Annotated in this window: 16 protein-coding genes; 7 read left to right on the top strand and 9 right to left on the bottom strand. The window is 68.1% G+C overall.

The genetic code is table 11. The features are described from left to right. Positions 1–7: 7 nt before the first annotated feature. The 5 genes from bioC to bioB all read right to left on the bottom strand — a co-directional run bounded on the left by bioC (position 8) and on the right by bioB (position 4,846). On the bottom strand, positions 8–892 hold the full coding sequence (gene bioC / locus AC10QF_RS03930) for a malonyl-ACP O-methyltransferase BioC (RefSeq protein WP_065177888.1): 885 nt from the start codon (positions 890–892) through the stop codon (positions 8–10). A gap of 12 nt (positions 893–904) precedes the next feature. Beyond that, positions 905–1,684: an SDR family oxidoreductase gene (locus AC10QF_RS03925; protein WP_494541784.1), complete on the bottom strand. Its 780-nt coding sequence runs from the start codon at positions 1,682–1,684 to the stop codon at positions 905–907. A 29-nt stretch (positions 1,685–1,713) separates the two neighbouring features. Further along, positions 1,714–2,493 carry a pimeloyl-ACP methyl ester esterase BioH gene (gene bioH, locus AC10QF_RS03920; RefSeq protein ID WP_494541783.1) on the bottom strand — a complete coding sequence of 260 codons (780 nt, stop codon included), beginning with the start codon at positions 2,491–2,493 and terminating at the stop codon, positions 1,714–1,716. Between the two features lie 18 nt (positions 2,494–2,511). Further along, positions 2,512–3,735 (bottom strand): 8-amino-7-oxononanoate synthase, encoded by a 1,224-nt coding sequence (gene bioF / locus AC10QF_RS03915; protein ID WP_005420127.1) that lies wholly within the window; start codon positions 3,733–3,735, stop codon positions 2,512–2,514. A gap of 67 nt (positions 3,736–3,802) precedes the next feature. After that, positions 3,803–4,846, bottom strand: a complete 1,044-nt coding sequence (gene bioB, locus AC10QF_RS03910; protein WP_005420125.1) for a biotin synthase BioB — start codon at positions 4,844–4,846, stop codon at positions 3,803–3,805. A gap of 159 nt (positions 4,847–5,005) precedes the next feature. Here bioB and AC10QF_RS03905 point away from each other — a divergent pair, with 159 nt between their 5' ends. The 7 genes from AC10QF_RS03905 to AC10QF_RS03875 all read left to right on the top strand — a co-directional run bounded on the left by AC10QF_RS03905 (position 5,006) and on the right by AC10QF_RS03875 (position 10,794). Next, positions 5,006–5,314: a hypothetical protein gene (locus AC10QF_RS03905; RefSeq protein WP_005420123.1), complete on the top strand. Its 309-nt coding sequence runs from the start codon at positions 5,006–5,008 to the stop codon at positions 5,312–5,314. 368 nt (positions 5,315–5,682) lie between these two features. Then, a complete protein-coding gene (locus tag AC10QF_RS03900) occupies positions 5,683–7,053 on the top strand; it encodes a chloride channel protein (RefSeq protein ID WP_494541782.1) in 1,371 nt (456 codons plus the stop codon). A gap of 23 nt (positions 7,054–7,076) precedes the next feature. Next, positions 7,077–7,577, top strand: coding sequence for a hypothetical protein (locus AC10QF_RS03895; RefSeq protein ID WP_188248098.1), 501 nt, complete (start codon positions 7,077–7,079; stop codon positions 7,575–7,577). Between the two features lie 191 nt (positions 7,578–7,768). Beyond that, positions 7,769–8,938 (top strand): L-dopachrome tautomerase-related protein, encoded by a 1,170-nt coding sequence (locus AC10QF_RS03890; protein WP_494541781.1) that lies wholly within the window; start codon positions 7,769–7,771, stop codon positions 8,936–8,938. 89 nt (positions 8,939–9,027) lie between these two features. Next, positions 9,028–9,717, top strand: a complete 690-nt coding sequence (locus AC10QF_RS03885; RefSeq protein ID WP_494541780.1) for a ComF family protein — start codon at positions 9,028–9,030, stop codon at positions 9,715–9,717. Between the two features lie 58 nt (positions 9,718–9,775). Then, positions 9,776–10,327: an HdeD family acid-resistance protein gene (locus AC10QF_RS03880; protein WP_049400854.1), complete on the top strand. Its 552-nt coding sequence runs from the start codon at positions 9,776–9,778 to the stop codon at positions 10,325–10,327. A 38-nt stretch (positions 10,328–10,365) separates the two neighbouring features. Beyond that, a complete protein-coding gene (locus tag AC10QF_RS03875) occupies positions 10,366–10,794 on the top strand; it encodes a SecDF P1 head subdomain-containing protein (RefSeq protein ID WP_111176082.1) in 429 nt (142 codons plus the stop codon). Between the two features lie 52 nt (positions 10,795–10,846). Here AC10QF_RS03875 and AC10QF_RS03870 read toward each other — a convergent pair whose 3' ends face one another. The 4 genes from AC10QF_RS03870 to AC10QF_RS03855 all read right to left on the bottom strand — a co-directional run bounded on the left by AC10QF_RS03870 (position 10,847) and on the right by AC10QF_RS03855 (position 16,074). After that, on the bottom strand, positions 10,847–12,625 hold the full coding sequence (locus AC10QF_RS03870; protein ID WP_494541779.1) for an MFS transporter: 1,779 nt from the start codon (positions 12,623–12,625) through the stop codon (positions 10,847–10,849). 192 nt (positions 12,626–12,817) lie between these two features. Next, on the bottom strand, positions 12,818–13,933 hold the full coding sequence (gene nagA, locus AC10QF_RS03865) for an N-acetylglucosamine-6-phosphate deacetylase (protein ID WP_494541778.1): 1,116 nt from the start codon (positions 13,931–13,933) through the stop codon (positions 12,818–12,820). Then, positions 13,930–14,706, bottom strand: coding sequence for a DeoR family transcriptional regulator (locus AC10QF_RS03860; protein WP_049417055.1), 777 nt, complete (start codon positions 14,704–14,706; stop codon positions 13,930–13,932). The genes nagA and AC10QF_RS03860 overlap by 4 nt, the downstream gene beginning before the upstream one ends. Before the next feature lie 33 nt (positions 14,707–14,739). Next, on the bottom strand, positions 14,740–16,074 hold the full coding sequence (locus AC10QF_RS03855; RefSeq protein WP_494541777.1) for a D-tagatose-bisphosphate aldolase, class II, non-catalytic subunit: 1,335 nt from the start codon (positions 16,072–16,074) through the stop codon (positions 14,740–14,742). Positions 16,075–16,083 lie beyond the last annotated feature (9 nt).

Here is a 16,083-nt window from a genome sequence, read left to right as displayed (position 1 = left end):
CAGGCGATCAGGTCTGCTTGCGCCGGATCGGAATCGCCGAAACCGGCACTGAGGCCACGTCATGCCCGCCTTCGCGGATCGGTGCGCCCGGGTCCGGTGCCCAGGCATGGGCATAGATCACTTCCCAGCTGCTGGGCAGCTTGCCGTCGGCGCGGCGCATCGGTTCATACGCCGCTGCCGCCGCAGCGAAACGGCCACGCCCGGTCAGCGTGTGGCGGCGATCCACCCGCGCATTGGTCGCGCCCATCGCGCGCAGCTCGCGCATCAACGAGGGCAGGTCGTCGTAGGTCAGGGTGAACAGATCGCGGTCCAGCACCGGGTCGCGGAAGCCGGCCATCATCAGCGCATCGCCGAACTGGGCGATCTGCGCGAAGCGGCTCACGTGCGGGCGGTCATCGGCGGCCGCGAAGGCCTCGTTGAGTTCGATCAGGGTTTCCGGGCCGAAGGTGGAACACAGCAGCAGGCCACCGGGCTTGAGCACGCGACGGAAGCCTGCGAACACCGCCGGCAGGTCGTCCACCCACTGCAGGCACAGGTTGCTGAAGATCACGTCCACGCTGTTGTCGGCCAGCGGCAGCGCGGCGGCGTCGCCGCACAAGCGTTGGAACGGCTTCCACCAGCCGGCCTGGCGCTTGGCCTGGTCCAGCATCGGCAGTGCCACATCCAGCGCGATCACCTGCGCCTTCGGCCAACGCTTCTTCATCAACGCGCTGGCGTGGCCGGTACCCGCGCCGATGTCCAGCACCACCTCGGGCTTGCGTGCCTCCAGGTAGTCCAACGATTCGATCAGCCGCGACTGCACCTCGCGCTGCAGGGCGGCGGCAGCGTCGTAACTGGTGGCGGCACGCGCGAATGCGCGGCGGACATGGCGGGCATCGAATTGGGACGGCATTGCGAAAGTCTCTTAGAACGTACCGGGGTAGGCGCCGCCGTCGATCAGCAGGTTCTGCCCGGTGAGGTAACCGGCGTGTGCACTGCACAGGAAGGCGCAGGCGGCGCCGAACTCGTCCGCCGTGCCGAAGCGGCCGGCGGGAATCTGCTGGCGGCGGCGTTCGGCCACTGCGCCGGCATCGCCGTCCTTGCCCGCAGTGTGGGCGAAGTTGGCGCGCAGGCGGTCGGTGTCGAACTGGCCGGGCAGCAGGTTGTTGATCGTGACGTTGTGCGCCACGGTGCGGCGCGACAGGCCGGCGACGAACCCGGTCAGGCCGCTGCGCGCGCCATTGGACAGCGCCAGGATGTCGATCGGGGCTTTCACCGCCGACGAGGTGATGTTGACGATGCGGCCGAAGCCACGCGCAATCATCGCGTCCACGGTGGCGCGGATCAGCGCGATCGGCGCCAGCATGTTGGCGTCCAGCGCGGCAATCCAGTCGTCGCGCTCGAAAGTGCGGAAGTCGCCCGGTGGCGGGCCACCGGCATTGGTGACCAGGATGTCCACCTGCGGGCATGCGGCCAGCGCCGCGGCACGACCGGCGTCGGTGGTGACGTCGGCGGCGACCGCGCGCACCTCAGCGGCACCGGGCAGTGCACGCAGCTCTTCGGCAGCGACCTGCAGTGCAGCCTCGCCACGGGCCACGATCATCACGTTGACGCCCTCGCGCACCAGCGCACGCGCGCAGCCCAGGCCCAAGCCCTTGCTTGCGCCGCAGACCAGTGCCCAGCGGCCGTTGATACCTAGATCCATGCGTCAATCCCGTGGAATGAGGAAGGCGCTCATTGTCCGCCATCGGCCGGTGACAGGCCGGCAACGAAGTGTTGCAGGGCGCTGGCCACCTCGTCGGCATGGCCGAGGAAGGGCGCGTGGCCGCCATGGGCGATGGTCAGCGCCTGCGCACCCGGGGCCGATGCCGCAGCGGCCTGCATCGCCGCCGGAGACACCAGCCGGTCGCGCTGGCCGGCGATCCACAGGCTGGGTTTGCCCAGTGTTGGCAATGCGCCGCGCAGGTCGGTGCTTTCCAGCAGGCGCAGGCCTTCCAGCAGGGCCCGTTCGGTGGGCGCGCCGCGCTCAACCAGGCGTTGGCGCAGCGTGCGCAGCTCCTCGCGGGCGTGCGCCGAGCCCATCACATCCAGCGCCAGGAAGCGTTCCAGGGTGCCACCGAAATCGGTCGCCAGCTCGCGCCCGAACTGCTCGAACACCGCCGGCTCCACCGCATGCGGCCAGTCGTGGCCGCGCACGAAGCGCGGCGTGGCCGCGATCATCGCCAGCCCGCGCACTTTCGGAAGCGTTGCGGCGGCGTGCAGTGCGAACAGGCCGCCCAGTGACCAGCCGCACCACACCGCCGGCGGCGTGGCCGCGGCAATGGCGTTCACCACGAACGGCAGGCGCAACGGCGTGGTGTCTTCGCGGCTGTGGCCATGGCCCGGCAGATCAACCAGATGCAGGGTGAACCGGTCGGCCAGGCGCTGCACCAAGGGTGCGAACACACCGCCCTGCAGGGCCCAGCCATGGATCAGTACCAGGTCCGGCCCCTGGCCGGTGACGTCGATATGCATGGGAAAACGACAGCAGGCTCAGGCAAAGACAGGCAATGGCGGTGGCGCGGCGTCACGCACCGCCAGATCCACGCGATCGCGCGCGCTGGCGATCGCGTCCACCAGGCCACGCACCTGTTCCGGCGTGTGCAGGGCGGACAGGGTCACACGCAGGCGCGCCTTGCCTTCGGGCACCGTGGGCGGACGGATCGCGCCGACCAGCCAACCAGCCTGCTCCAGTGCCTTGGACATCGCCACGGCGCGGTGATCGTCACCACACAGCAGCGGCTGGATCGGCGTTTCCGAAGCCATCAGGTCCAGGCCATGGCGGCGTGCCTCGCTGCGGAACAGCGCGATCAGGTCGGTCAGTTTCGAGCGGCGCCAGTTGTCACGGCGTGCCAGGCGCACCGCTTCCAGTGCAGCGGCGGCCAGCGGTGGCGGCATCGCCGTGGTGTAGATGTAGGGGCGTGCGGTTTCAGCCAGGTGCTCGACCAGATCGTCGCGGCCCAGCACCAGCGCGCCGGAACCGCCCAGTGCCTTGCCCAGCGTGACCAGCTGAAGCGGCACATCGTCCACGCCCAGCCCGGCGGCGGCCACGGCGCCACGGCCGTCACCGACCACGCCTACGCCGTGCGCATCGTCCACATAGAACAGCGCCTGCTGCAGGCGTGCCACAAGCGACAATGCACGCAGCGGTGCGATGTCGCCATCCATGCTGAAGACACCATCGGTGGCCAGCATCGCCGCGCCGTCGGGCGCGTGCTTGAGCTGGCGCATCGCGCCTTCGGCATCAAGGTGCGGATAACGGCGCAGGCGCGCACCGGCCAGCCGCGTCGCATCCAAGAGGCTGGCGTGGTTGAGCTTGTCCTGCACGCAGACATCACTCTCTTCGCTCAGCAGTGCCTGCTGCACGGCCAAGTTGGCGGCGAAGCCACTACCGAACAGCAGCGCGCGCGGGTAGCCCAGCCACTCCGCCACTTCGCGCTCCAGCGCGTCATGCAGGGCGTGGTGGCCGCAGACCAGATGCGATGCACCGGCGCCGGCGCCTTCGCGTGCAGCGGCATCCTGCAGCGCGTTGACCACGCTGAACTGCTGGGCCAGGCCCAGATAATCATTGCTGCAGAAGCCGGTCAGCCACTGGCCGTCCACTTCCAGGCGGACGCCATCACGACGGTTGACCGTGCGCCGCGTGCGGCGACGGCCTTGGGCATCGCGCAGGGCGCGCTGGGCGTGGAGGCGGGCGGTCAGGTCGGGGCGGGCCATGGCGGCTGAATGCGGCGACGGGGCGGCTAGGGTAGCGCGTTGCCGCGACGCCTGCTTGTACCCCGTCTCAGGCCGCGTGAGCGCAGCCGCAGCCGGGCGCATCGGCGCTGATGTCGGCGTGCACTGTACCGCCGTGATCGTGGCCCTCGGCATCCACCTGCACCGCCATCGGTTGCAGTCCCAGCCGGGCGAACAGGGCCAGGTCGCGCTCACTCTCCGGGTTGCCGGTGGTCAGCAGCTTGTCGCCGTAGAAGATCGAATTGGCACCGGCCAGGAAGCACAGCGCCTGCAGTTCGTCACTCATGGCTTCGCGCCCGGCCGACAGCCGCACCATCGAGCGCGGCATGGCGATGCGTGCCACCGCGATCATGCGCACGAATTCGAACGGGTCCAGCTCCGCGCTGCCATGCAGCGGGGTGCCCGCCACCTGCACCAGCCTGTTGATCGGCACCGAATCGGGATGCGCCGGCAGCGTGGCCAGCGCCAGCAGCAGGCCAACGCGCTGCGCGCGCGTCTCGCCCATGCCGACAATGCCCCCGCAGCAGGTCTTCAGGCCGGCCTCGCGCACGTGCTCCAGCGTGTCCAGGCGGTCCTGGTACTGGCGCGTGTGGATGATCGAATCGTAGTAGTCCGGTGCGGTGTCGAGGTTGTGGTTGTAGTAGTCCAGGCCGGCGTCCTTCAGCGCGCGTGCCTGTTCGCCACTGAGCATGCCCAGCGTGGCGCAGGTCTCCAGGCCCAGCGCCTTCACCCCGGCGATCATCGCCGCTACCTTCGGGATGTCGCGGTCCTTCGGTGATCGCCACGCGGCACCCATGCAGAAACGCGACGCACCGGCGGCCTTGGCCTGGCGGGCCTTGGCCAGCACCGCATCGGTGTCCATCAGCTTCTGCGCGTTCACCCCGGTGCTGTAGCGCTGCGCCTGAGGGCAGTACGCGCAGTCTTCCGGGCAGCCTCCGGTCTTCACCGACAGCAGCGTGGAGACCTGCACCTGCGCCGGGTCGAAGTGCTCACGGTGGACCGCCGCGGCGCGGAACAGCAGCTCGGGCAACGGCAGGTCGAACAGGGCCTGCAGTTCGTCGTGTTGCCAGTCGTGGCGGATGGCAGCAGCCATGGCGGACCTTGGGTACGAGTGGAGCGAGGGCGGCAGTGTGGGTGGGTTGGTGAGTGCTGTCAACCAAATTATATATAGAAAAGTTTACATTGAGCGGCCGCCATGAATGGGCGCTACGGTGTAAGTTCATTGCTGCATACGGACGCGCGAGTACATGCCATGAACAGCTACCAGTCCTATCCGATCCGCCGCGACGCGGTGCTGTGCAGCCTGGCCGCACTTCCTGACGGCGGCCTGCGCGTGGTGCTGGATGATCTGCGTCAGGCCGATGCGCCGGGGCAGTGGAAGAATCACACCTTCGTGACCTTCAAGGACTACGCGGCGGGGGAGCTCGATCCGGCGATGCTGCCGAAGGAGGAACTTGAAGCATTCGGTCACTATGTCTTGGTTCGCTTGTTGGCGATAAACGGTTGCCTGCGTGATACGGACGAAGGTCCTGACAGCGATGTCCCTCTCACCGACCAGTAGCGGCAAAGCACCGCCGCGCTGACCGATGGAGGCATCGCCCGGATCGATGCGCAACTGCGTTTCCACTGCGATGGACAGTTCCGAACATCGCCTGCATCGTGGGGAACGCGATGTCGCTGGACCCGCAGCGCCACCCCGGCATTGCCGATGTCTTCTACGCCCAGCGTGTGCGCGAACGGGTCGCGCGCGGCGTACTGGAAGTGCGGGGTGCAAAAGCGCCGGTGGCGGGAGCGCCTGCGCGTCCAGCGATGCACGCACGGGGCAGGCAGTCGGGACGACCCGTATCGGGGCATTTCACCGCATCCTGCAAGGCCTTCAGCCACAGTAGCCGCTGTCCGCCTTCCTCCGCAGCGTCCAGACTGTCCTGCATGACCGATCTCCATCGCCTCCGCGGCCGCATCACCGCGCTGGTTCTCAGTGAGGCCTGGCGCCGCCGTGCCGCGCTCTGGGGCGGGGCTGTGGCCGTAGCGCTGGTGGCCATCCTGTTTGCCAAGGCCAGCGACGCGGCCTTCCACCTGTTCCAGCGCATCACCGCGCACTCGCCGTGGTGGGCCCTGCTGCTCACGCCCGGCATCTTCGCGTTGCTGGCCTGGCTGACCAGTGGCGTGCTGAAGCCCACGCGGGGCAGCGGCATTCCGCAGGTCATTGCCGCACTGGACAGGCCGGACGAGTCCTTCCGCAAGACCAACCTGTCGCCCGCGGTCTCGGCGGGCAAGCTGCTGCTGACCTCGCTGTCCCTGCTCGGTGGCGCGTCCGTTGGTCGCGAGGGCCCGACCGTGCATGTGGGCGCGAGCCTGATGTACCTGTTCGGCCGCTGGTTCGGCTTCAAGGACCCGCGCGAACTCTCGCACTTCCTGCTGGCCGGGGGCGCGGCCGGCATCGCGGCGGCGTTCAACACACCGCTGGCCGGCATCGTCTTCGCCATCGAGGAGCTCAGCGGCCGCTTCGAGCATCGCTTCTCCGGCACCCTGCTGACCGCAGTGATCGTCGGTGGCGTGGTCTCGCTGGGCCTGCTCGGCAACTACACCTACTTCGGCCATGTGAGTGCGCGCCTGCCGCTCGGCCAGGGCTGGCTGGCGATCCTGCTGTGCGGCGCAGTGGCCGGATTGCTGGGCGGATTGTTCGCGCGCGCGGTGTTGGCCAGTGCGGCGGGCCGCCCCCGTTGGCTCGGGCAACTGCGGCAGCGGCATCCCGTGTTGCTGGCCGCAGGCTGCGGGACGGTGGTGGTGCTGCTGGCCCTGGCGTTCGGAGAAGGCGCATTCGGCACCGGCTACGAACAGGCGCGCAGCCTGGTGCAGGGGCAGGCGATGGTGGGCCACGAGTTCGGTCTGATGAAGCTGCTGGCGAACCTGGCGTCCTACGTGGCGGGCATTCCCGGCGGCCTGTTCTCGCCGGCGCTGGCGGTCGGTGCCGGTCTTGGGCATAACCTGGCGATGTTGATGCCGGGCGTGGATCCGCGTGCGTTCGTGCTGCTGGGCATGTGTGCCTACCTGACCGGCGTCACCCAGGCCCCGCTGACCTCGGCGGTGATCTCGCTGGAGCTGACCGACAGTGGTGATCTGCTCCTGCCGATCCTGGCCACGGTGCTGATCGCGCGCGGCGTGTCCGGGCTGGTGTGCCGCGTGCCGATCTACCGTGGGTTGGCGGAGCTGTTGATGGTGCCGAAAACGGCTGGAGATGTGGCTGTCAAGGCGCCTGCCGTGCGAACCTCGCGCACCCGTGAAAATGGAGATGATTAGGAGCAATGCAGCCTGGAGTCGCAATGTTCATCCCACAGGAGCTGTTGGCGACGTTACGGTGCTACTTCGTGACCGATGATGGCTCGCTTCCGGAAGTGGAGCTCGCGTACCGTGAGGCCGCCGGAACGGCCGATGCGTTCGCCTATCTGTTTGCCTGCGGTGCCCGCGTCGCGGGTTCTGGAAGCGTGCAACTCTGGCACCGTGCAGAAGATCGTGATCAGCCGTTCATGGGACCGGGCGACGCGCGAAGCGTTCTCCAGGACGAAGTGGAACCCTTCCATGTCGGTCTTGCAGACATTGCCTGCGGCGGCGTTCTTCTGCCAGAACTGGGTGTGCTCGTCATGCGCCATGGGTTGACGTTCGATTACCGCATGGGAGCGTCATGGGGCCAGCGGGAGGTCCAGGCCTTCCTGCTCCTTCTACACCAGTTGCAGCGGCGGGGGGGCGTGATGACCGTTCCCTGGTGGGGTGAAGAGGGCCAGCACAGGTTCGAAACCGCGTTGGCAGCCGTTGAGATGTCTTGAGCGGGTTTGCCGCAAGGCAGGCACGCAACGGATAGACAACGATCATTGCTTCAATCAATGCGATCAATCAACCCTCCATTTTCACTCCAGCAGTGAAGCTGATTCCGCACTGCACCGTCTACCCGATGCCGCGTGCGCCGCAGAAGATGCGTCCACGCCGGGGCTGCACCCGGACCCGCATCGAGAGCAACATGATCAACTGCCGTATCCGCAGCCTGGCGGCTGCCGTCCTGGCCCTGGCCAGTTCCCCCGCGCTGGCGATGTCCGGCGCGCCCATGCTGCCCAGCGAGCGCAGCATCGGTACCCTCGAACCGGTGGCGCGTTTCGAGGGTGCCATGCCCACCAGCGTGGCGGTATCTGAAACCGGGCGCATCTTCGTCAACTTCCCGCGCTGGGGCGATGACGTGAGCTGCAGCGTGGCCGAATGGCGCGACGGCCGCGCCGTTCCCTATCCGGATGCGCGCATCAACAGCGCGGACGGAGCCGACCCGGCTGCACACTTCATCAGCGTGCAGAGCGTGGTGGCCGATGGCCAAGGCCGGCTTTGGGTGTTGGACACTGCAGCGCCCGGATTCTCCGCACCGCAGGCCGGTGGCGCCAAGCTGGTGGCGATCGATCTGGCTACCAATACCGTGGCCAGGACACTGGTGTTCCCGGCCAACGTCATCGACGCGCGCACCTACGTCAACGATGTGCGCTTCGATTTCCGGGTCGGCCGCGAGGGCGTGGCCTACGTGACCGACTCGTCGCTGAGCGGTATCGGCGGCATCATCGTGATCGACCTCGCTACCGGTAGCGCCACCAAGCGCCTGATCGGGCATGTGTCCACGTCAGCCGACCCGACCTTCGTACCGATCGTGGAAGGGCAGCAGATGCGGCTGCGCAACGCGGATGGTTCGACCCAGCCGTTCACCGTGGCCGCCGATGGCATCGCCCTGTCGCCCGATGGCGGCACCCTGTTCTACACACCCTTGTCCAGCCGTCATCTGTACAGCGTGCCGACCGCGCTGCTGCGCGACCCGAAGCTGAGTGAAGCGGAACTGGCGGCAGCGGTGGTCGACCTGGGCGACAAAGGCGCCTCCGATGGCATGGAGATGGACGCCAACGGGCGGTTGTATGCCAGCGACTACGAGCACAACGCCATCCATGCCCGCGACGCGCAGGGGCGATGGACGACGGTGGTGCACGACCCGCGCATCCTGTGGCCGGATACGCTGTCGATGGGGCCGGACGGCTATCTGTATTTCACCGCCAACCAGCTGCATCGACAGGCCGGCTTCAATGGTGGCGTGGATCGCCGGCAGACGCCGTACATGGTGTACCGCACGCGGGTGGATGCCGCGCCGGCGCCCACGAGGTGAAGTGATCCGGTAGAACGGTGAAAGTTCCTACGGCTCGCCGGGAACACCGCCGATGGCATCGCGCCATCGAGGTGCTCACGCTGCAACGTATGCCTGCCTTTCCCCGCGCCGTCTGCAGCCTGCAGTCCGTGCTTCGCCTGCTGCTGCCATTGCGCTGCCTGGTCTGTGACGACCCAGGCCATGATGGCCTTGACCTATGCCGCGCCTGCCTCGCCGAACTACCCTGGGCCGGCCGCGCCTGCCTGCGTTGCGCGCTGCCGTTGCCGGACGCCGCCCTGATCGTCTGCGGCAGCTGCCGCGAGGAAGCGCCACCGCAGACGGCCACCCATGCCAGCCTGTTGTACCTGCCGCCAGTGGACCAGCTGCTGCTGCGCTACAAGTTCCATCAGGACCTGGCGGCTGGCCGCCTGCTGGCGCAGTTGATGCAGCGGGCACCGCCCGCCTGGTCATGCCCACCACTGGCGCCGGTACCCCTGCACCGCCGCCGCCTGCGCCAGCGTGGCTACAACCAGGCCGCCGAGCTGTGCCGGCTGCTGCCGTTGCCGGTCTGGCACGGGCTGTACCGGCGGCGGCATACGGCGCCACAGTCCGAACGCACGGCCGAGCAGCGCAGGGAAAACCTGTTCGATGCGTTCGATGTACGCGGTCCGGTGCCACCCCGATTGACCGTGGTTGACGACGTGATGACCACCGGCAGTACGGTGATGGAGATTGCCGAAACGCTGCGCTGCGTGGGTGCTGAAGAGGTGCGGGTATGGGTGTGCGCGCGGGTGCCGTGATCGTTGTCTTCATCGCCGGGGGCTAGGATGTGGCCGGTTCCGGATCGAAGGAGTGACCATGAATTCCCCCTTGTCTCCCTTGTTGTCGGCGGTGGGTCGCAGCTGGTGGATCCTGCTGCTGTATGGCCTGGTAGCGCTGGGCTTCGGCATCATCGCCATCGGCTGGCCGCTGTCCGCCGCCATGGCATTGGCGTGGACGCTGGGCGTGATGGCCATCGTTGAAGGCGTCATCAGCCTGTTCGCACTGGTCAGCGGCGGCAGCGGCGCGTCGCGTGGCTGGCTGGCACTGTATGCCATCGCCTCGCTGGGTTTCGGCATCCTGGCGGTGATCAATCCGCTGGCCACCGCCAGCGTGCTGGTGCTGTTCCTGGCGGCGTGGCTGCTGGTGGCAGGCATCTATCGCATCGTGTTCGCGATCCGCGTGCGCAAGCAGATCCAGGGTGAGTGGCTGCTGATTCTCAGCGGCGTGCTGGCGGTGGTGCTGGGCCTGCTGTTCGCGGCCAACCCGTACGCGGGCGTGGCGGTGACCACGCTGTGGATCGGCATTGGCAGCCTGCTGTACGGCCTGCTGCAGGTGCTGGTGGCGTTCAAGCTGCGGAAGCTGAAGTGAGAACGGCGCTTGCGTTGTTGCTGGGCGCGGCACTGGCCATGGCCGGATGCACGCCAGGTGCCACGCCCGCAGTGCAGGCGGTCGAGGGACACGTACCGCGCGCGGGTGTGGATGTACGCCTGAGCGCGGTCGATGCGGACGGCAAGGGCAGGCAGGCGCAGTGGCAAGGCGAAACCCTGGCCCTGCGCGAGCCGCCGATTGCCGGCAGCACCGACATTGCCGACGTGCGCTACGTGCTGGATGAAGCCAAGCAACCTGGCCTGCAGATCCGCTATCGACCCGAAGCGCACCAGCGCATCCACGATGGCACGGCAGCACTGGTGGGCCAGCGCGCGGCGCTCAGCGTGGACGGCCGCGTGCTGATGGTGGCGACGGTGAAAGGCCCGTTCGGTGAATCGATGATGCTGAGCGGGCTGCCGAGCATTGCCGAGGCACAGGCGTTGGCGAAGCACATCACCGGTCAGTGACGGGCGCGCCAACACCACCGCGTTACGCGCGGAGGTCGACCAAGGTCGACCGCTACCGGGCGAACCGTGCCTCGATCTCCTCCAGCGACTTGCCCTTGGTCTCCGGCAGCCAGAACGCGGCTACCAAGAAGAACACGAAGGTGCACGCCGCCCAGAACACGAACATGCTGGCGTAGCCGTAGTGGCCCACCGTGGGCAGGAAGATGGCGGCGATGGTGGTCGACACGAACTGGTTGATCAGCAGTGCGATGCTCATGCCGTTGGAGCGGATGCGGTTCGGCATCAGCTCCGACAGTGCCAGCCACACGCACACGCCGGGGCCGACCGCGAAGAACGCGACGAATACCAGGATGCAGGCGGCCACCGCCCAGCCATGTGCAGGCGGCGGCACCGGGCCGATGCGGGCCTGTTCGACGCGCAGCGGCGCCTGCGCGGCACTGGCCGGGTCGGCGAACGGGTTCAGATGCAACTTGCGGAAGAATGCGCCGATCACGCTGTCTGGCTGTACGGTGCCGGTGCGGTCGATACGCAGTTCGCGATCAATCAGGTTGTCGCTGCGCACGGCGCGCACATTGGTGAAGTCGCCGTAGGCGTACGACACGGTCAGCTGCAGCGGCCGGCCCTGGCTGTCGATGCCATTGCTCAGGCGCTGCCACTGGGCTTCATCCAGCACCAGCTGCAGGCCATCGCCATTGACCGCCGCCTGCAACTGCGGCTGCACATCAGCGCGACCGCGCTCGGCCTGGAAGAACAGCGTGGCCGCTGCCAGCAGGGCCACGCAGATACCACCGCTGCCGAGCATCAGCAGGAACTTGCGGCCCTTGCGGTCGACCAGCAGCAACGCGACCACGGTCATCACCGCATTGAGCAGCTTGATTGCCACGTCGGCGCCGTTGGCCACTGAACCGGACAGGCCGGCCTGGTTGAGGATGTTCACCGCGTAGGCCAGTACCGAGTTGATGCCGGTAGCCTGGGTGCAGGCCAGCACCACGCAGGCGAGCAGGAACGGCACCACGTAGCGGCGGCTGAGCAGCGGATCGCGCTTGCCGTCGCTGCTGCTCGATTCCGGCGCCTGGATCTGGGCCAGCGTGGGCTCGACATCTGCGGCCGGCAGGACGCGCTGGAGGCTGCGGCGGGCTTCATCGATGCGACCGCGGCGCACCAGCCAGCGTGGTGATTCGGACAGCCAGAAGATGCCGGCGCAGAACAGCAGGCCCGGCGCCAGGCAGGTCCAGAAGATGGTGCGCCAGGCGTGGTCCTTCACCGTGAACAGTTCCTGTGCCTGCTGCGCGACCGGCAGCGAACGCACGGTTTCGGTGGCGGCATCCACGGCGTGGGCGTGGTACAGGCCGATCAGGGCTGCCAGCACCAGGCCAACGGTCAGCAGCAGCTGGAACATCGCCGCGCCGCGCCCACGTCGCTCGGGGCTGAGCACTTCGGCCAGGTACAGTGGAATCACTACGCCGATCAAACCGCCACTGATGCCCTGCAGGAGGCGCCCCAGCAGCAGCGGCGTGTAGCCGGAGGCCAGTGCCATGATCGGAATCGAGGCGGTGAACAGCAGGCCGGCCAGCAGCATCGCGCCGCGACGGCCGATCAGGTCGGCAACCATGCCGGCGAACAGCGAGGACAGCACGCTGCCCAGCAGTACCGCTGCCACCACGAAGCCGAGCTGCTGGCTGCTGAGCTGCCAGGCGTGGCTGGCAGTTGCTTCAAGATAGGGCAGGGCGCCGGCGATGATGCCGATGTCGATGCCGTACAGCAGGCCACCCAGGCCGCCGATGAAGAGCAGGTAGCGTACGGGCCAGCGCGGAGCGGTGCTTGGAGTCATCGGCAGTTCCTGTGGTAGCGCCGGGCCAGGCCAGGCGGCGGTTCGTCGCAGAGTGCATTCTGTAGAGCCGAGCCATGCTCGGCTGCTTTCCGTTCCGATATCGAGGTTCCCCATGCCGCGCTTCGTGCGGTGAGCCGAGCATGGCTCGGCTCTACAGGGAGCCCGCGCGGCATCCGGGCCGCATCGCTTGCGTCAGGTCAGATCGACCACGCGCCCACCAACCACCACCTGCTGCAGGCGCAGTTCGGCGCCCAGTACCACCAGGTCGGCGCGGGCGTCGGGCGCGATGCGGCCGCGATCGCCCAGGCCCAGGTAGTCGGCCGGGAAGGTGGAAACACGTTGCGAGGCGTCGGCCAGCTCCAGACCCACGCGCACCAGGTTGCGCAGCGCCTGGTCCATGGTCAGGGCGCTGCCGGCCAGTGAACCGGTCGCCAGTCGCACGCAGCCGCCGCACTTGTGCACGCGCTGCTCGCCCAGCGCGTACTCGCCGTCAGGCATGCCGGTGGCGGCCGTCGCGTCGGTCACCGCATACAGGCGCGGGATCGCGCGCGCGGCCAGTCGGATCACGCCGGGATGGATGTGCTGCAGGTCGGGAATGATCTCGGCGTACTGTGCATGCGCCAGCGCCGCCGCGGCGATGCCGGGTCGGTAATGGTCGACACCGGTCATGCCATTGAACAGATGGGTGAAGCCGGAGGCGCCGGCCTGCAGCGCGGCTACGCCTTCCTCGTAGGTGCCGGCGCTGTGGCCGAGCTGCACGCGGATGCCCATCGCCGAAAGCGCCGGAATCAGTGCGGTGTGCTCGCCGATTTCCGGTGCCAGCGTCATTACCCGGATCGGCGCCAGTGCGTGCAGTTGCTGCACCAGCGCCAGCGTCGCCTCGATCGTACGGTTGGGCTGTGCACCGAGCCGCTGCGGGCTGATGAACGGTCCTTCCAGATGCACGCCGACGATGCTGGCGGCGTCGGCATCGGGCGCCGCCATCGTCGCAGCCACGCCCTGCAGCGCGTGCTCGATCTCATCCAGGCCGGCGGTCATGGTGGTTGCCAGCAGCGTGGTGGTACCGAAGCGCAGATGGGTGCGCGCGATGGTGCGCGCCACGTCGCCGCCCTGCATCAGGTCCACCCCGGCCGCACCGTGCACATGCAGGTCGATGAAGCCGGGCAGGATGACCGGCAGCTGCAGGTCGTCAGCACCACTGTGGTCATCCACCTGCAGCTGGCGCACGTGTGAATCGAAGTGGACCTGGCCACGCCGCCAGCCCAGCGGGGTGAGGATGCGGCCATGCAGGGAACGGATGTCGGTCATGCGGGAGGCTCGGCAATGATCACTTCGATACCCAGCCGCTGCAGCCCTTCGCGGGTTGCGTCGTCGATGCCGGCGTCGGTGATGATGGCGTGGATCTGGTCGAGGCGGGCGATGCGGTGCAGGCTGACGCGGCCGAACTTGGAGGCGTCGGTCAGCACCACGATGCGGCGCGCGCGCTCGACCATGCGGTGGTTGAGGCGGGCTTCGGCCTCGTCGTGGGTGGTCAGGCCGAACTGCAGGTCCAGGCCATCCACGCCCAGGAACAGGGTGTCGAAGCTGTACGAGTTGAGGCTGGCCTCGGCCTGGCTGCCCTGCAGCGACAGCGACTGCTGGCGCAGCAGGCCACCGGTCAGCAGCACGGTGATGCCCGCGGCATTGGCCAGTTCCCAGGCGATGTTCAGGCCATTGGTCATCACCGTCACGTCGCGATGCGCGCGCAGGTGGCGGGCCAGCGTCATCGTGGTCGAGCCGGAATCGATGATGATGTTGTCGCCCGGCTGCACCAGGCGCGCAGCGCGCGCACCGATCGATTCCTTCAACGGCAGGTTCAGCGCGTCCTTCTCATGGATGTCCTGTTCCTGCGGCGGCGTGCGCACCAGGGTGGCGCCGCCGTGGGTGCGGTTGGCCAGCCCCTGCGACTCGAAGTGGGTCAGGTCGGCACGGATGGTCACCGCCGACACGCCGAAACGCTCGACCAGATCGGCCACCTGCACCGAGCCGTGCTCGATCAGCAGCTGCAGGATCTGTTGCCGGCGGGAGCGGGTGTTGCGCATGGCCATTCTCGGTTTCGCGGGGAAAGGTAGAGATTAGCCGTTCGCAGCAACTGCGGCAGCCGAACCTGCGTTCTGCGTGCGGGTTCCGGCCTGGTTGGCGCTGCAGGCGCGCGCGTACTCGCCCAGGCACAGGCCGATGCGGTGCTGCACCAGCGCGGTGGGGGTGTTGGCCAGCGTGCCCTCACGCACGGCGCGGTACTGCTCCGGCAGGTACTGGCTGAGCAGCACCAGTGGCGGCGCGTGCTGTTCCAGGTTGGCGAACAGGGTCTGCACCGCCTGCACCAGCGCGGGCTCGCCCCAGTAGTAACGGCAGCGGTCACTGAAGGAGTAGCTGCGCAGCAGGCGCAGCGCGGCGTCATCGCCCTGGTAATAGGACTGCCAGTACTTCGGCTGCGCCACCATCACCTCGTCCAGCACCTGCGGCAGGCGCGAGCACTGTGCCGCCGGCAGCAGTTCGGCCTCGACCGCGGCCAGCGCGAACAGCGCTTCGCGGTAGGCGAAGGTGGCCGCGGGCCCGACCTTGAGGATGGCGAAGTGGTCGCGCACCAGCGCGTGCAGGCCGCTCTCGCGCTGGTAGTCGGTGGAGTGCGCTTCGAACACGATGCGTGGCTGCTGTTCGAGGAAATCGGCCAGCGTGCTGGCAGCGGCGGCGTCGTACTCGTGCACGCTGCTGTGGTCGAAGTCCACGCCGGGCTGCACCACCATCGCGATCACACGCTGCCACGCATCGCGCAGCTGCGGGGTATCGAAGGCCTGCCGGTGGATGGCCAGGGTCTGCGCGGCCGCGGCCGGCGTGGTCACCTGCAGGCCCTCGGCCAGCGAGGCTTCGCCTCCGGGAATCGGCACTTCGGTACCGATCACGTAGACCGGCGGCGGCAGGCCATGTTCGGCGGCGGTGCGTTCGGCGATTTCGGCCAGCTCGGCCGAGCGCGCAGCGACGATGGCATCGGGCAGTGGCACCGGATCATCGGCGCAGGACATGCTGCAATCCAGATGGATCTTGTGGAAACCGGCGGCGACGTAGGCTTCGATCAGCACGCGCGCGTGGGTCATGGCTTCGGCCGCCGGGCGCTTCTGCCAGGCATTCGGGCCGAGGTGGTCGCCGCCCAGCATCAGCCGCTCGCGCGGGAAGCCTTCTTCATCGGCCAGCGTGCCCACGTAGTCGCGGTACTGCGGCGGGGTCATGCCGGTGTAGCCGCCGAACTGGTCGACCTGGTTGGAGGTGGCCTCGATCAGCAGCACGGTGCCATGCGCCAGGGCGACGTGCATGGCCGCGCGCAGCACCTGCTCGTTGCTGCAACAGACGCTGTACAGGCCGACGTTGGCGCCGGCGCGGTGGGAAGCAAGCAGGGTCTGCAACGGGGACATGGTCAGGCT

The sequence above is a fragment of the Stenotrophomonas maltophilia complex sp. Om-AH-Sm3 genome (assembly GCF_059337855.1).
Note: the sequence above shows the minus strand (reverse complement) of the source record. Positions and strands in the feature narration are given on the sequence as shown.

Bases quoted from the DNA above. Each gene is read 5' to 3' on its own strand.
- bioC (WP_065177888.1), bottom strand. From the start codon at position 892: ATGCCGTCCCAATTCGATGCCCGCCATGTCCGCCGCGCATTCGCGCGT.
- AC10QF_RS03925 (WP_494541784.1), bottom strand. From the start codon at position 1,684: ATGGATCTAGGTATCAACGGCCGCTGGGCACTGGTCTGCGGCGCAAGC.
- bioH (WP_494541783.1), bottom strand. From the start codon at position 2,493: ATGCATATCGACGTCACCGGCCAGGGGCCGGACCTGGTACTGATCCAT.
- bioF (WP_005420127.1), bottom strand. From the start codon at position 3,735: ATGGCCCGCCCCGACCTGACCGCCCGCCTCCACGCCCAGCGCGCCCTG.
- bioB (WP_005420125.1), bottom strand. From the start codon at position 4,846: ATGGCTGCTGCCATCCGCCACGACTGGCAACACGACGAACTGCAGGCC.
- AC10QF_RS03905 (WP_005420123.1), top strand. From the start codon at position 5,006: ATGAACAGCTACCAGTCCTATCCGATCCGCCGCGACGCGGTGCTGTGC.
- AC10QF_RS03900 (WP_494541782.1), top strand. From the start codon at position 5,683: ATGACCGATCTCCATCGCCTCCGCGGCCGCATCACCGCGCTGGTTCTC.
- AC10QF_RS03895 (WP_188248098.1), top strand. From the start codon at position 7,077: ATGTTCATCCCACAGGAGCTGTTGGCGACGTTACGGTGCTACTTCGTG.
- AC10QF_RS03890 (WP_494541781.1), top strand. From the start codon at position 7,769: ATGATCAACTGCCGTATCCGCAGCCTGGCGGCTGCCGTCCTGGCCCTG.
- AC10QF_RS03885 (WP_494541780.1), top strand. From the start codon at position 9,028: ATGCCTGCCTTTCCCCGCGCCGTCTGCAGCCTGCAGTCCGTGCTTCGC.
- AC10QF_RS03880 (WP_049400854.1), top strand. From the start codon at position 9,776: ATGAATTCCCCCTTGTCTCCCTTGTTGTCGGCGGTGGGTCGCAGCTGG.
- AC10QF_RS03875 (WP_111176082.1), top strand. From the start codon at position 10,366: ATGGCCGGATGCACGCCAGGTGCCACGCCCGCAGTGCAGGCGGTCGAG.
- AC10QF_RS03870 (WP_494541779.1), bottom strand. From the start codon at position 12,625: ATGACTCCAAGCACCGCTCCGCGCTGGCCCGTACGCTACCTGCTCTTC.
- nagA (WP_494541778.1), bottom strand. From the start codon at position 13,933: ATGACCGACATCCGTTCCCTGCATGGCCGCATCCTCACCCCGCTGGGC.
- AC10QF_RS03860 (WP_049417055.1), bottom strand. From the start codon at position 14,706: ATGCGCAACACCCGCTCCCGCCGGCAACAGATCCTGCAGCTGCTGATC.
- AC10QF_RS03855 (WP_494541777.1), bottom strand. From the start codon at position 16,074: ATGTCCCCGTTGCAGACCCTGCTTGCTTCCCACCGCGCCGGCGCCAAC.